The organism is Desulfosporosinus orientis DSM 765, from assembly GCF_000235605.1.
GTDB classification, from domain to species: domain Bacteria; phylum Bacillota; class Desulfitobacteriia; order Desulfitobacteriales; family Desulfitobacteriaceae; genus Desulfosporosinus; species Desulfosporosinus orientis.
On the sequence record NC_016584.1, the window covers coordinates 4,371,647 to 4,385,708 of the forward strand.

At 44.4% G+C, this 14,062-nt stretch carries 12 protein-coding genes; 1 reads left to right on the forward strand and 11 read right to left on the reverse strand.

The genetic code is table 11. The features are described 5' to 3' along the window. Window positions 1–8 precede the first annotated feature (8 nt). Complete coding sequence (locus DESOR_RS20345; RefSeq protein WP_014186476.1) at window positions 9–1,118, forward strand: aminotransferase class V-fold PLP-dependent enzyme; 1,110 nt, start codon at window positions 9–11, stop codon at window positions 1,116–1,118. A gap of 319 nt (window positions 1,119–1,437) precedes the next feature. On the opposite strand, the gene DESOR_RS20350 is transcribed toward DESOR_RS20345, so the two are convergent. The 11 genes from DESOR_RS20350 to DESOR_RS20400 form a co-directional block, all read right to left on the reverse strand. Beyond that, window positions 1,438–2,691 carry a flagellin N-terminal helical domain-containing protein gene (locus tag DESOR_RS20350; RefSeq protein WP_014186477.1) on the reverse strand — a complete coding sequence of 418 codons (1,254 nt, stop codon included), beginning with the start codon at window positions 2,689–2,691 and terminating at the stop codon, window positions 1,438–1,440. 255 nt (window positions 2,692–2,946) lie between these two features. Then, the gene (fliS, locus tag DESOR_RS20355; RefSeq protein WP_014186478.1) at window positions 2,947–3,333 is read right to left on the reverse strand and encodes a flagellar export chaperone FliS; all 387 of its coding nucleotides are present in this window, start codon (window positions 3,331–3,333) and stop codon (window positions 2,947–2,949) included. A 101-nt stretch (window positions 3,334–3,434) separates the two neighbouring features. Then, window positions 3,435–3,614: a carbon storage regulator gene (locus tag DESOR_RS20360; RefSeq protein ID WP_014186479.1), complete on the reverse strand. Its 180-nt coding sequence runs from the start codon at window positions 3,612–3,614 to the stop codon at window positions 3,435–3,437. Between the two features lie 194 nt (window positions 3,615–3,808). Then, window positions 3,809–4,270 carry a hypothetical protein gene (locus DESOR_RS20365; RefSeq protein ID WP_014186481.1) on the reverse strand — a complete coding sequence of 154 codons (462 nt, stop codon included), beginning with the start codon at window positions 4,268–4,270 and terminating at the stop codon, window positions 3,809–3,811. 20 nt (window positions 4,271–4,290) lie between these two features. After that, on the reverse strand, window positions 4,291–6,186 hold the full coding sequence (fliD, locus tag DESOR_RS20370) for a flagellar filament capping protein FliD (RefSeq protein WP_014186482.1): 1,896 nt from the start codon (window positions 6,184–6,186) through the stop codon (window positions 4,291–4,293). A gap of 53 nt (window positions 6,187–6,239) precedes the next feature. Next, window positions 6,240–7,616 carry a flagellar hook-associated protein FlgL gene (gene flgL / locus DESOR_RS20375; RefSeq protein WP_014186483.1) on the reverse strand — a complete coding sequence of 459 codons (1,377 nt, stop codon included), beginning with the start codon at window positions 7,614–7,616 and terminating at the stop codon, window positions 6,240–6,242. Window positions 7,617–7,660: 44 nt separating this feature from the next. Next, window positions 7,661–9,181 carry a flagellar hook-associated protein FlgK gene (flgK, locus tag DESOR_RS20380; protein WP_014186484.1) on the reverse strand — a complete coding sequence of 507 codons (1,521 nt, stop codon included), beginning with the start codon at window positions 9,179–9,181 and terminating at the stop codon, window positions 7,661–7,663. Between the two features lie 9 nt (window positions 9,182–9,190). Next, window positions 9,191–10,669: a flagellar hook-associated protein FlgK gene (gene flgK / locus DESOR_RS20385; RefSeq protein WP_014186485.1), complete on the reverse strand. Its 1,479-nt coding sequence runs from the start codon at window positions 10,667–10,669 to the stop codon at window positions 9,191–9,193. A 40-nt stretch (window positions 10,670–10,709) separates the two neighbouring features. Further along, window positions 10,710–12,029: a flagellar hook protein FlgE gene (locus tag DESOR_RS20390; RefSeq protein WP_014186486.1), complete on the reverse strand. Its 1,320-nt coding sequence runs from the start codon at window positions 12,027–12,029 to the stop codon at window positions 10,710–10,712. 33 nt (window positions 12,030–12,062) lie between these two features. After that, entirely contained in the window at window positions 12,063–12,854 is a 792-nt protein-coding gene (locus tag DESOR_RS20395; protein WP_014186487.1) for a flagellar hook capping FlgD N-terminal domain-containing protein, read from the reverse strand. 253 nt (window positions 12,855–13,107) lie between these two features. Continuing rightward, the gene (locus DESOR_RS20400; protein ID WP_014186488.1) at window positions 13,108–13,830 is read right to left on the reverse strand and encodes a response regulator transcription factor; all 723 of its coding nucleotides are present in this window, start codon (window positions 13,828–13,830) and stop codon (window positions 13,108–13,110) included. Window positions 13,831–14,062 lie beyond the last annotated feature (232 nt).

Below are 14,062 nucleotides of genomic sequence, written 5' to 3' on the forward strand. Positions count from 1 at the left end.
AGAAAACAATGATTTATCTGGATAACGCCGCTACAACCCTTCAGAAACCTCCTTGTGTCAAGGAAGCGGTATTGCGGGCTATGGATACATTTGGCAACGCCTCCCGGGGAGCACACGCACCGGCGCTTGATGCTCTCCGTATGTTAATGGAAGCAAGAATAACTTTGGCTTCCCTTTTTGGGGTTGATGATCCTATGCGTGTCGTATTCACTCCCAACGCCACAGTCGCTTTAAACATCGCTATTTCCGGAATCGAAGGACATATCGTCACAACCGCCGCGGAGCACAATTCCGTACTTCGGCCCACTTACAGGCGGAATAATTATACTATTGTCCCCTTTGACAATTTGGGACGAGTATCAACAAAAGCCATCTCCTCCGCCATTCGGCAGGATACCGGGGCCGTCGTCCTTACCCATGCTTCCAATGTCACAGGCAACGTATTTGATATCCAGTCCGTCGGCGAACTCTGTGCAGCCCGGGGCATTCACTTTATTGTCGATGCCTCACAAAGCGCCGGACTTTTGCCTGTCACTATGAAAAATATATCTGCCCTCTGCTTTACGGGGCATAAATCACTCCTAGGACCCCAAGGCACCGGCGGACTCTGTCTAGGCCCCAACTACATGCCCGAATCGTTATATGTCGGCGGAAGCGGTCATCACTCCTTCGACTCCAAACATCCTCAGCAATTGCCGGATGCCTTGGAAGCCGGTACCCAAAATGCTCACGGAATTGCGGGATTGTTGGCCGGCGTACAGTATATACAATCCACAGGACTGAATGCCATCCACCACCAAGCGGATACCTTAGCGCGCCGATTTGCCCATGCCCTGTCAGCCATTCCCGGCATTACCCTCTATGGCGACCTGACGGCGCCTCTTCGTGTCCCCATCGTTTCACTCAATGTCAAAGGCTATGATTCTGCTCAAGTCGCGAGTCTGCTTTTTGAGAAATACGGCATCGCTGTGCGGGCGGGGGCCCATTGTGCACCCTTGGTCCATGAAGGACTCAAACTATCCGGTTCGGTCCGGTTTTCTTTTTCCCATTTCAACACAGCAGAAGAGACAGAATTGGCTGTCCATGCTCTTTCCGTTTTGGCAAGCAAATCTGAATAACCAACAAACAATAAGTCACATCTGATTATTATTTATTACGATTCAATTATATATCGCCATGAGTCTAAATTTCAAGGTTATTGCCCAGCCGCTTTTTATGCCCGATCAAATAACCTGCATAGCTTGCTAGGAGATGATCCTGATGCGCCAGCCTGAACAGAATAAGAGCCCCTAGAGGAATTATTCCTCTGGGGGCTCTTGGTCTGTTTTAGTAATAACCTTTAATTTCGTCCCTTCCGGATTCAACTAGGAATGGAAGGTATGCTTTAATATCTGTTGTATCTCGCTATTAGAACTGCCTGAATTGAATGCAAGCATATTATTTAAGGAGGGATAAAACATTTTGTGGCTGTTGGTTAGCTTGGGCAAGCATTGCCGTAGCTGCCTGAGACAGAACATTGTTCTTGGTATATTCCATCATCTCAGCAGCCATATCCACATCGGCGATTTGAGATTGAGCTGAACTCAAGTTCTCCGATGCTGTATCCAGGTTATTGATGGTGTGATCAAGACGATTCTGAACTGCCCCCAGATATGACCGTTGGGAAGACACTTTGGACGTAGCCTCATCAATGACCGAAACAGCAATACTGGCACCTTCTTGAGTGGATACATCCAGATTCGCAATACCCAGAGCCTCGGCTCCCATATCCGATATACTGACCTTCATGATTTGCCCTGAATTGGCTCCTATTTGAAGAACCGCCCGGCCATCTGCAGTTTTTGCCTCCTCGGCCGCCGTGGTTTCAGTAAAGGCAGAAAGGGCTGCGGATGCTTCTGAGTTAACTTCCCCATCGGCATTGCTTACTTCAAAGTTTATGGCTCCAATGGCATTGGCATAACCCGTACCGCCGGCGGTCATGGTGATATCTCCTTGAGCATCTGCATCAACAGAACCATCATCAACCGCCGCTGTGCCGCTGGTGACTAAACCCATAAGAGTAGAAAGATCATCTGTCGCTCCAACAGTCAACGAATCGGTATATAATTCTCCATCCACTGTCCAAGATACCTTAATCGTATCCCCCTCCGCGATACCCAAACTATCTCCGTTATCATCCGTTAATCCTGTAAGCAAAGTGGCATCTGTTGTTCCTGATGCCAGTGCAGTGTTGGTCAGAATATTGGCCGAATCACTGGCAACTACTCCACTCATGGAGCCATCCAGCAAATTCTTGGTGTTGAACTGAGTGGTTTGGCTGATGCGATCTATTTCATCCACCAGCTGGGACAATTCATCTTGGATATTCTCCCTGTCATCATCGGTATTAGTATCTGACGAGGATTGAACCGCCAGTTCCCTCATTCTCTGCAGGATGCTTTCCGTCTCCGACAAAGCACCCTCTGCTGTCTGAACCATAGAAATTCCATCTTCTGAGTTGCTGCTGGCCTGATCCAGACCACGAATCTGGCCTTTCATTTTTTCACTGATAGCTAACCCTGCTGCATCATCAGCAGCACTGTTGATGCGTAAACCTGATGACAGCTTTGCCAAGGAATTATTAGTGTTTTTCTCGTTTTTGGTAAGTTGATTTAAGGTGTTAAGCGCTGCAATATTACTATTGATTCTCATAATGATTGCTCCTCCTTGTTTTGCAAATTTTTTCCTGTTAATTTATATTAGACGTTACAGCCCCGGGTTGCCGTGACAGTCTAAATACCTCATTGCAGTAAAAGAAAAAACGAGTTAACTCCCATGGGGTTTTGCATCCTGCAGAACACCCATGAAAAATTAACTCGTCCCTGAAAACTTCTTTTTCGTTTCTTATTATCCTTATTGACCTGTTGATATCCCACTCAGCCAAAGAGAACTACATTTTGGGAAAATCTATTGTTTATTTTGCTCTTTAATAATTTTTACGGCCTCTGCCCAAGTATCTCTTAATACTAGGGCATGGCTGAGAATCTCTTCAAGGATGTGCCAATCCTTTTTCAGATTAGCTTCTGTCAGCCGCTTATACAAGTATTCGTAGACAGCCAGCAAATCGTCAGCGATTTTGTAATTCCGGTCCAGAGTGTTTTCAAAGTTAATAATCAGTTTCTTGGCCTTAACGATGTTATTATGGGACTTTATGAAGTCCTTTTCTTCTAGGCCAGCCTGCGCTTGCCTGATTAGCATTACTAAGTGCGAATACAACATTAGGGTCAACTTCTCAGGACTTGCGGTAAAAACGATACTTTCCAGGTAGGCTTCTTTATACTGCTTGGCTATCATAACTGCTGGTCCCTCATCTTTGCTCCGGCGGCCAACTCTCTTTTGAGTGCTGCCCTCGTGTTCTTAACTCTCATAGTGACCACCCCTCCTAAGACTTAACCTCAGGCGATCCGCCCGTCTTTCCCTTTCTGCTGTTCGTAAATTTCTCCACGCAGAATTTTCATTTGTTTAGGTGCATCAATAGCCAAGCGTAAATCGCCCTCAGCACTTTTAACCACTTTGACCATAATATTGTCATCAATTATCACATATTCTCCAGGCTTTCTTCCTAATACCAGCATCGGCAACTTCCTCCTTGATGCTTCATTTTTAATCCGTTCAGGAAAACAAAAAGACAAGCTAGATCTCATGAGGCTTTGCGTCCTGCGAAGCACCCATAAAAAATAACTCATCCCTGAAAAACTGTGTATTTAATTGTGACACTATAGTTATCGGCAGTTCTTCAGAAAACTTTAGTACTTTTCGAGAAATTTTTTTATTTTTTTGCATGACGCTTCACCTCTTTCTTACTTATCGGTAAGCCAGCACCGATCTTTTTATCTATAAAATACCCATAACTTTGGGGAATTCTTTTAAAATATCCTTCACCGATGGCCCTTTTGTTTAATTGTACAGATCGTATTTTATTAGCTGCGTTCTCCTTCAGCCGATCGGCCGTTTCTAATACCATTCGGCTTTGAATGACAGTCAGCTCCAGCATACTATTGACATCCTTCCTCATTCCGAAGGTTTCTTCATTTTCCAAACACTGAAGTTCCTGATACTTCCCAACTAATTTTGCCAGTTGATCGATATGCCGCTGACGTTCCGTGAGCTGCTTTTTGACTAAAGCATAGTCTTCTTTCTCCACTGCCTTTGTTAAATCAACAGTAACCTGCCAAAGTGCTTGAACCAGGTGTCTTTTCTCCTTAAGAAAGGCCAGATATTTCTTTTCCATACATCAGATCCTCCCTACTGCTATTCCAGATAAGAGAGCAAAGAATTGATCTGAGTGTTCATCTGATTGATGAAGGTCTCCATCGCTGAATACTTTTCATAATAGTAGTCTTCTTTGTCTGCTAATTTATCAAGCATTTCATCGATCTCTTCCTCATAGTTATTGATTTGGCTGGTCAAGGTGTTATCGTACTCCGACCCATCACCCTTCTGACCTGCCTTTTCAATCAAAATTCCCTTCTGTCCGTCAATCCCAGTGTAGGTAGAAATATTATCCTGCAAAATATCGTAAACTCTGTATGCTAATCCTTCTTCGCTGCTCCTGACCTTTCTTTGCTCTGAGGTCAAATTCACCACCGTGGTTGTCCCCCCATAAGCAGCCGATTGCTGAGCAAACAAACTCGCGACTCCCTCCGGGTCCTTAGCAATAGCTTCTTGCAAGGCGTCTGTATCAATCACCAGTTTGCCTTTGTCTTCGTAATTGCTGCTGGTGGTTATCCCGATTTCGGTTAAATGGGTGGAGACCCCAGCCACCGATTCATATAAGGCGGTACGCAAATTCTGCAAAAGACTCGTCAATGCCTCATCATCCTCAAGAATACCCGTCTTGGCTTTCTCTTCCCAAGCTTCAATTTCATCATCCGACATTTCTTCCTTCTGGTCATCGGTCAGGGGCGGATAGTCACGGTCGTATTCTTCCGAAATCGTGGTGTTAATGGAATCAATCAAGGTATTATAATCTTCCACGAAGCTGGTTATTTTGCTGAGGATAGCATCTGTATCTTGAGTGACAGATACCCTTTGAGTTTCCGTGCTTTCAGCCTTCAGGTTATAGGTTAGGCCGTCAATGGTGAATGAATTTTCGCTGCGGGTACACTTTACCCCATCAATGGTGGCTACTGCATCCTCGCCTGCCGTATAGTCGGTCAGTCCCACAGTCTGCAGGAAAGTACTTCCTGTTTCACTGAGGCCCAGAGTTTTGCCGGCACCCGTTTGATTGGCCGTCAGGACAAAGCTGTCACTGGTAGAGCTGTATGACATGGTAACCCCGGCCTCGGAATCATTGATTTCTTCCATCATCTCCTCCAATGTCGTGCTTGAGGAGAATTCAAAATCAACGTCATTAATGGTCAGCCCGATATTCCCACTAGAATCAAAGCTAAAACCTAATTGGTCCCCGATGTCCGCCAAGGTCTCGGAAGTATCCAGATAATTTGATAGAGTAGCTGAATCGGAAAAGCCCAAGGACTCTAAAGCTCCTCCGCTTTCCGGGTCGCTGACGGTGATGGTCCCGATACCGCTATCGTCCGCTTTTGCGATAGTCAGATACCCTGTCCCATCCCCATTGGTATCTGAAATCACAATCTTTCCGCTTCCTACTGCCTCATCCACGGCTTCCTGCAAGCTTTCCAGGTCTGTGACATTCTCATCCAAGTCAACGGTGTATGACCTTCCATCGATAGTCAGCAGGAAAGAGCTGCCCTCTGCTTTCGTGAAATCAGCGGCAGAGGCGGCTGATATTGCCCCAGTGACAGTAGAGCTTCTATAAGTGGCAGCTGTCGCTAAGTTGCTGACCAGAACCCTATGAGATCCCGCTTGGGAAGATGAAGTCGTAGAAATCTCTACCACCGAATCGTCACTGGAGGTTAGGGCAAATTGCTCGTAGGTTGATAGAGACAGCATATTGGAAGAAGAGTTAGTATAACTAAAATATTCATCGGCAAAGGCCTTTAGGCTGGTGGAAACTTCCCGATACGCATCTTGTTTCCATTCCGCCAACTGCTTTTTTTGTTCCAGTCTATTAAGAGGCACTTCTTCTGCATCCATCAAGGATTCAACGATGCTATCCACATCTAAGCCGCTGACTAAACCGGTAACCCGCGTTGTCGTTGAAGAATAACTGCTGATTGAGGTCATGCAGGAACCTCCTTTCCCTCATTATGATCGATGCCTTTTTTCCAGGGCAGAATCTAAGTCAAATAATCCAGCAAGCTGTTTTGAATCACTTTGGCCCCTGCAGCTAAGGCTGCTTGATAGCTCGCCTGAGCACTGGACAAGTCAATACTTACTTCGGCTAGATCTACTTCATCGTTTTGGGATAAGATCTCATTATAGGTCAATTCATTGTCTTCCAGGCGAGTCTGGGTTTTCTGCACATACTCCGTTCTTGTTCCCAAATCCGCTCTGACACTAAGGACTCGATTGATACTTTCATCCAAATCATCCAATAAGCCGGATAGATCCAAATCATAGGTTTCCACCGTTACTCCGGTACTGGCATCATAACTGACGGACTTATATTGAGTTTCACCCGACAAGGCCAATTCCAGCTTGGCAAGGGTATCAAACAAACCGTCCTCCCCTTCGCCAACGATGTCACTCCCCTCTGCATTGACAGTAACCCAGCTGCTGCTTCCCACTCTGTATTTAATGTTTTCTGTATCTTCCGTACTGGAATTTTGTCCATCGGCAAACCCCAGACTACTGACATCCAAGGTACCGCTATTAATGGCTATACTGCTTCCATCTTGAACCGTAAGGATAATTTTCCCTTCATCCTGGCTCACCTTAATCAAAGAATCCGGCTGCTCACTGCTTGCCGGGAAAGCTGCATCCAGCTGGCTCTGAAGTGTGTCCACGATTGTATCGATATCATAGTCAGTTCCGTCTGCCAGGCTGATGGTCTGCGTGACCCCGTCCAGGGTGACGGAAAATTCAAGCTCCGGAGAGGCTGGCGTGAACTCTTCGAAAGCTGCAGATGTTAGTTCCGCCTGCCCACTGATTTGATCCATATTATCCTGATAAAAACTTATCAAATCGCTATCGGAAACAGAAACTGCAACAACCCCTCCCAAGGATAAATACTTCCTATTATAGGTCACTTGATCTCCTATTGTCGTTGTTACCTCTGCAAAGGGGGCCTCATCTGTCTGATACCCGGCAAAAATAGAACGGCCGGCATAACTGGTATTGGCAACTTCGATGATGGAGTCTTTCAATTCTGCAATTGTTGTTCCAATTTTTTTCAGGTCTTCATCTGCAAGAGTCCCATTCGCTGCCTCAACAGTTTCTTCTCGAATAGTAGCCAGGATATCCCCTATTTGACTAAGGGCAGAATCTGAATAGCTCAGCCACGAATCCGCAGCCTCAGCATTTTCCTGATATTGTTGAATATTTGTCATATAATTTGTCAATTTCAGAGACTTGACAGCAGCTACCGGATCATCAGAAGGAACCTCTATCTTTTTTTGCGAGGACGCCTGGGCTTGAAGCTTGGCAAGCTTTACAAGGTTGTCATTAATATTCCTGACCGTATTTTGGATCATCATACCGTTGGTGATTCTCACACACTGTCACCCCGTTTCCGCGATACTCTTATCGTTTACCACTCTCAGCTTGCTCCCAAAGAATTAATGGTCACATCCAAAATCTCATCCATAACACTAATTACTTTTGCTGCAGCGCTATAGGCCAGCTGGTACTTAATCAGATTGGTCGTTTCTTCATCCAGGGATACGCCAGAGATGGAGGTTTTGTGACTGTCAATGAGCTCAACAACATTTTCATGAACATTGGAAAGCTTTGAAACGAGGGCTGTTTCAATGCCCAAAGTTGCATAGACTGCATTGATATAATCCTCCGGTGTACCATTGTTGAAGACCTCTGAGTCATCAAACATCTCGATCAACTCCGTGAGATTATCACTATTCTCCTCTTCTCCGGCGACCGAGGATGTTGCAATTTGGTCCGTATCATTGAGGACATCAGCTGAGAGAGAGATGTTCCCCGCAGTAATGTTGGCGTAGATCTCATCCATATCCGCGCCGCTGTCCATCAGTTCATCTGTGGATTTTTCCTCGTAGGAAAAGAACCTTACTCCCGTGCTTCCATCCAAGCCAACGCCGCCGGCATGTCCGGAAGAATGGGATTCACCGTCAGCATAAATCCCTTCATTAAAGGCTTTAGCTAAACTACGGGCAAACGTATTCAGCTGATTCATATAATAAGGAATTCCCTTGAACCCCCCATCGGAACCATCCCCCTGACACATATCCAAATAGCCTTTGATTTCACCCCCTGTAAAGGAAACCTCATTATGGGTCTCTGCCCACTGCACACCATAGGTTCCGTCACTGTTTTCATAACACTCCAGCTCATTAACACTGAAATGATTGACTAAACTAACCCCATTGATTTTAATGCTTAGCCTCAAATCCTGTTGTCCATTAGCTAAGGTGCCATATGACACCTCTTTAACCTCGACGTCAGCAACGGCCGAGAGCTGATCGATCAGGACAGCCCGTTGATCCCTTAAATCATTGGCTGTATCTCCAGTGGATTCTGCTTTATAGATTTGTTGGTTCAAGGCACTGATTTGATTAGCCAAGGAATTGATCTCATCCACTTCAGTCTTAACAGCACTGTTATTCTCATCAAGCAAATCCTCCAGCGTTCCGTACATATTGTTCAAATACTCACATAGAGCACTTCCTTCAGCCACCATGGCTGACCGGGCAGAGTCATCGCTTGGATCATTCGCCAAATCCTCCATGGCGGAGGTAAAGCTGTCCAAGGCATCATTTAGCCCCTCATCAGAATCGCTCAATAAGGATTCCAGTTCTGACAAGGAATTACTTTTAACGCTGTATTCTCCATATTGAGAGCTTTCCTGCCAGTAACGCTGGTCCAAGAAAACATTGCGAATCTGAACAATGGATTCGATGTTTACTCCCGTCCCCACCATGCCGCTGCCATCGCTTGTAGAAAGGGCCCGGGATGCCTTTAAGCTGACTACCTGCCGGGAATATCCCACGGTATCCGCATTACTGATATTATGATTAATCGTATTCAAGGCAGCCTGGCTGGCAAATAAGGATTTAAGACCTACATTCAAGCCGAAAAATGAATTCATAACCTCACCTCACGCCATTTGCTGAATCAGTGTTTCCAGCATGCTATCTATTGTACTCATAACCCGGGCACTGGCATTATAGGCATGCTGATATTTCAACAAATTGGTCAATTCCTCATCCATAGAGACACTGGAGTAAGATTCCCAACTCGATTGAATCTGTTCAACCAAAGCTTCTTGATTGGAAACGTTGGCATCCGCTTCCTCCCCTTGGGTTCCTATCCAGCCTACTAACTCAGCATAATAATCGCTGATATTCATTGTCAGTCCATCAAAGGTAAAATAATCACTATCTGCAAAATCCATAATTTCCGAAGCAATAGCACCATCATTTGAACCGCCTATACTGGAAGCTGCGATACGATCCGTATTCTGCAGCACAGGATTTACTTGGATATTTCCGATTCCGAAAGGCAAATTTTCATCGATCTTAACAAAGAAATCCGTACCGGTACTTCCATCCAAGCCTTCCCCGCTGCTGTGAATACTATTGATCTTTCGCGCCATCAGATTGACAAGGATATTGAGTCCTGTCCGTATATCCGATATTAAATTGCTGCTATCCCCACTAAAGTTATCGTTTGCGGCATCCGCATCCACATCAGCTTCAGTTGTTCCTGATTCTAGAACTGAACTGTCTTCGCCTCTGGCCTCAATAAGACCTAACAGCATTCCATCCTTTAATTTCAATACCTGCTGAGTATCTTTCCAGACCACCGTAGTGGTTCCATCCGAGCTATTGGTTTGGCATGCTAATTGGTTTACCTGTGTACCATTAACCAAACTAACTCCACCAATAGATACGTTATACATCCCCTTGCTGTTGATGGAAACCTTAGTATCCACGCACTCTGATAAGGTATCCAGCAAGCTGTTCAGTTGATCACGATAATCATTGGCGTTATCCCCATTGCTCTCAGCCCGGACGATCTGTTGATTCAGTTCTGCAATCTGCCCTGCTATGGTATTGATGTCAGTGGTCATTGACTGGATTTGTGTATCCAGATTTTCCTGTATCTGATCCAGCTGCTCATCAATGAGATTAAACATGGCCGTTAAGGAATCTCCATAGCCTAATAGAGAAGCTCTGGCTGTATCACTGGTCGGGTCATTAGCCAGTTCTTGCCAAGCCGCAAAATAATCGCTCAGCGCCGTTTGGATTCCCTCATCATCTGAGAGATCGTTCATTGCTGCTTCAACGTCTTCTATTACACTGGCTTTCGTTTGCCAATAACTGAGAGTACTTTGCTCTTCTCGATACATGTTATCCAGGAAAATGCTTCGTATCTGGCGCACAGTTTGTACACTGGTTCCCCGCCCGATTTGATATTGCCCGTTTTTCAGATAGGATTGCTCCACTTGAACGACTTGTTGGCGTACATAACCTTCTGTATCCACATTGGAGATGTTGTGGCCTACTGTATTCAAAGCCCTTTGACTCGCTGATAAACCAGAAGCCGCTATAGACAAGCCTAAAAATGAACTCATTTTTCTCCTCCTTTGACCGCCCCCTATTCTTAAAACTCAACTAACGTTTCATATTAATCAGGGTTTCCAGCATTTCATCGGCTGTTGTAATTAATGTGCTGTTCGCCTGATAACCTCTCTGGGTAGTGATCATTTGGCTGAATTCATAGGAAAGGTCCACGTTGGACATTTCCAGGGTCCCGGAAGAAATCGCCCCGTTGGCAGAAACTCCATTCATGAAATCCCCTGAGTTTGCAGTAGCGATGTAATAGCCTGAACCAGTTTTTTGCAGTCCTGAAGAATTGGCAAACTGGGCAATACCAATCATCCCTAGGGGCTGCTGAGCCCCGTTAGTGTAAACTCCCATGATAACCCCATTAGAGTCAATCGATATATCCTCTAAGGTTCCCGCAGAATAGCCATCTACTTCTTCGGCCTCAACGGAACTATCATCAGCCCCTGTGCAAAGATCTGAAAAATCCAGAGTAATTTCCATATCAGCGGCCCCGGTATCCGGTGATATCGTCAAGACTTGGGTGGTTGGATAGGATGAATCGTCTTCAACAATATCTCCATATTCATCGAATTGCAGTTGCCCCAGATCAACTCTGGTAAGAATAGGTTCACCATCTGAATCCGTCTCTCCGGAATCATAGGTCACATAGCAATCCCAGGTATTGGTATCCGATTTGATATAATTAATCGTTATATCGTGCTCATTACCCAGGCTGTCATAGACCGTCACTGAGGTGGTGTACTGTGGTTCTGTATCATCGTCAATGTCCTCGACAGCTTCCTCCGATGAATCTAAATTACCACTAAAAATCACATTTTCTGTAGCTTGTGCTTTAAGAATTTTCTTATTGCCATTGTAGTCATCCCCATAAATATTAATGGGTTCAACCAGGCTGTCTGTATCGAATTCATAATCGCCAACTGCATTGGTTGAATAACTTGACCACCCATAAACATTCAAGCCATTACTGGTGACGAGATCTCCATTTTCATCAATGGAAAAATCTCCCGACCGGGTAAACATATAGGAACCGGTAACCCCATTGCGAACAATAAAAAAACCGTCTCCTTCAAGGCTAAGGTCCGTTGTATTCCCTGTGCTCTCTGTACCGCCATCCGTCATTAGCATATCGATGGAACCAATCCCTACACCCAGTCCAATCTGCTTGGCATTGGTCCCTCCTACTCCCCTGTTGGAATCCGCTGCCGTAGCTTTACTTAGCGTCTGGCTTAAAAGGTCACTGAACGTCACCCTTGAGGCTTTATATCCCACTGTATTGACATTGGCGATATTGTTGCCAATGACATCCATCTTTTTTTCATGAGCCTGCAAACCGGAAACCCCAGCATAGAGAGCTCTCATCATAAAAATCCCTTCTTTCTTTGCTCAGAAGCCGCTTCAATTCACACTATAAATTCCATCAATGGGGACTTTGACATTGTTCAGGGTTAAGCTGATGCTGCCGTCGTCTCCCTCATCAGCCGATTCCAGAACCGCTGTAACTGGTACTGTTTTTTCAGAATCGGTGATATTCACACTGATCTCCTCACCGATATGGTCATTTAAATACTCCAACTCATCTTCTGAACTGCTATAGTCATCTGAGGTAATGGAATCTAACGTGGCAGTGACGCCATCGACTATGGCATAATCTTCATAGGTCCCTTTGTAAACCCCTGATACGGTTCCCTCGACACTCATGACATCTAACGTGTCTGCATCATAGACATAGCCTTCACATGTTTTGCCGATCATTGAGGCCATACTGAAAAGGTCTGACCGATCATAGTCATAAACAGAGGTAACATCATCCAGGTCAACGCTTGTACCGTCAATGACCAGGCTTGCCTCCCCATCGTCCAGAGTGACTGAATCCACCGTTCCCTCCACGGAAGTAACCGAACCTGTGCTGTCCGTTATTGAGGCAGTGGCGTATTTTCCGGTCATGGCCATCGACTCCAGAACAGCGATTCGTGAATTCAGGTTGCTCATTTGTTCAAGTACACTGAACTGAGCCAGCTGAGATACATATTCTGTACTGTCGGACGGATCTAAAGGATCCTGATTTTTTAACTGAGTTACCAAAAGATTGAGGAAATCCTCTTTGCCTAATTCACTGGAAGTGTCTCTGCTTGAAGTTGTTGTTGACGTTGTGTAACTCGTACTGTTCGTAACTGAATTTACACTCATACATTACCCTCCATCCCTGCTTTTTTAGCATGTTGGCTTTAAAGAATCCTAACAGGCAATTGCGGAATAATTATCAAAATAAAATGGTTTATTATGATGAAATGCCAAATAACAATGATATTTAATGGTAAATATGATATTTTGTGATGAATTATGAAATTATGAGCAGAATTTCATAGATCAAAACAAAATAAAAAAAACCTCTTAATAGATTTAGTTTCTATCAGAGGTTTTTTTATCATTTCAGAACTTTTTACTGAAACAACTCTTGCACATTTTCATTTTGGATAGTTTTTGTATTACGAACTTGGCTAGGCAATAATCTATATCCATAGGAATAAATCGACTCAATTCGCAGGTTCCTCATTTTCCGGCGAAGTCTCCTCACCAGATCATCGACAGAACGCTCCGAACCCAAATGTACATCGTTCCAAACATATTTAAGCACCTGTTCTCTGGAAAATGTTCTATACAAATTCTTAACAAACAGCAGGAGCAAGTCGAACTCTTTGGAGGTAAGATTAATGATCTCGTCATCTTTTTGTACCATACGCACTATTTCATCGATTTTGTAATCCCCATAGATCATGATTCGATTTAGATTTTTAGCACTCCCATGAATATGCTCCAGAATTCTTTTGACACGCAGCACCAGCTCTTTAGGCAGAAAAGGCTTGGGCAAATAATCATCACAACCCATTTCTAAAGCGAAAATCCGGTCAACATTCGAATTCTGCTCGGAAATCATAATTACCGGCCTATCAGGATAGTTGCTCTTCACTTCGCTTAGTATTGCAAAGCCGTCAACAGCCGGCGTTTCTCTATCCACTATCCAAAGGTGAGGATTCTTATCAATATTATTAATTGCTTTTTCTCCTTCAAAGAAGGATGTTGTCATAAACCCTTCTTTTTTAAGATATAAGCAAAGGAGATGATTTAATTGCATGTCTGGTTCAACTAGATAAACATGAAACATCAACGGTTACACTCCAATCAAAACTTGCTGTACCCACTCCTTTTCCTTAAGGTCTAACAACCTTACCCAGGTTTAATATCCTGCAATTTAAGGCTGTTTGCTGCATCCATGCATTTAGTATTCAGTTTTACTAAGGCTTGATTCAATATGTACCTTACCATACCATCCTAAATGATAAGGAAACTAAGATCCCCCTGCTTCAATCATAAAGTTATGACTATAAATATAGTAT

What these genes read in the sequence shown, in the direction of transcription:
- DESOR_RS20345 (WP_014186476.1), top strand. Translation starts at nt 9, where the DNA reads ATGATTTATCTGGATAACGCCGCTACAACCCTTCAGAAACCTCCTTGT.
- DESOR_RS20350 (WP_014186477.1), bottom strand. Translation starts at nt 2,691, where the DNA reads ATGAGAATCAATAGTAATATTGCAGCGCTTAACACCTTAAATCAACTT.
- fliS (WP_014186478.1), bottom strand. Translation starts at nt 3,333, where the DNA reads ATGATAGCCAAGCAGTATAAAGAAGCCTACCTGGAAAGTATCGTTTTT.
- DESOR_RS20360 (WP_014186479.1), bottom strand. Translation starts at nt 3,614, where the DNA reads ATGCTGGTATTAGGAAGAAAGCCTGGAGAATATGTGATAATTGATGAC.
- DESOR_RS20365 (WP_014186481.1), bottom strand. Translation starts at nt 4,270, where the DNA reads ATGGAAAAGAAATATCTGGCCTTTCTTAAGGAGAAAAGACACCTGGTT.
- fliD (WP_014186482.1), bottom strand. Translation starts at nt 6,186, where the DNA reads ATGACCTCAATCAGCAGTTATTCTTCAACGACAACGCGGGTTACCGGT.
- flgK (WP_014186484.1), bottom strand. Translation starts at nt 9,181, where the DNA reads ATGAATTCATTTTTCGGCTTGAATGTAGGTCTTAAATCCTTATTTGCC.
- flgK (WP_014186485.1), bottom strand. Translation starts at nt 10,669, where the DNA reads ATGAGTTCATTTTTAGGCTTGTCTATAGCGGCTTCTGGTTTATCAGCG.
- DESOR_RS20390 (WP_014186486.1), bottom strand. Translation starts at nt 12,029, where the DNA reads ATGATGAGAGCTCTCTATGCTGGGGTTTCCGGTTTGCAGGCTCATGAA.
- DESOR_RS20395 (WP_014186487.1), bottom strand. Translation starts at nt 12,854, where the DNA reads ATGAGTGTAAATTCAGTTACGAACAGTACGAGTTACACAACGTCAACA.
- DESOR_RS20400 (WP_014186488.1), bottom strand. Translation starts at nt 13,830, where the DNA reads ATGTTTCATGTTTATCTAGTTGAACCAGACATGCAATTAAATCATCTC.